This is a genomic window from Psychrobacter sp. W2-37-MNA-CIBAN-0211 (assembly GCF_040309405.1).
Lineage (GTDB): Bacteria > Pseudomonadota > Gammaproteobacteria > Pseudomonadales > Moraxellaceae > Psychrobacter > Psychrobacter glaciei.
This window is the reverse complement of the sequence record NZ_JBEOOU010000072.1, coordinates 1-331: the sequence shown is the minus strand read 5'-3', so window position 1 is coordinate 331 and position 331 is coordinate 1. Positions and strand designations below refer to the sequence as shown.

The window sequence follows — 331 nt, the reverse complement described above, 5'->3', positions numbered from 1 at the left end:
CGGGCTGGTTTGTGCATCTGCTGCGAATGGGTTGTTATTGCTTGTGCTGGTGTAGAGTAGCTCACCATTATTTTCAATACGTGCACTAACGCTGTAGCTAAGTGCTTTATTAATTTTGTTAGTGTCGTAGGCAAGCTCTACTGTATAAGGAGGACCACCATTTAAATCAATAACCTTCTGGCTAATAACGGTTGCTTTAATATCCATTTTAGATACATCGGCAAGTGTTACTGTTAGCTGTGAATTAGGCGCCAACATGCTGCGATCAAGGTAACTAACTTCAGTTGTTAGCGTTGCTGTTGACTCTGCCTGTGTTGCCTGTGCAGTGTTC

At 42.9% G+C, this 331-nt stretch carries 1 protein-coding gene; it reads right to left on the bottom strand.

Annotated elements, in window-relative coordinates; translation table 11 throughout:
* Positions 1–331, bottom strand: a 331-nt coding sequence (locus tag AAEY72_RS14345) for a YbaY family lipoprotein (RefSeq protein WP_352311181.1), incomplete at both ends; no start/stop codon positions are given.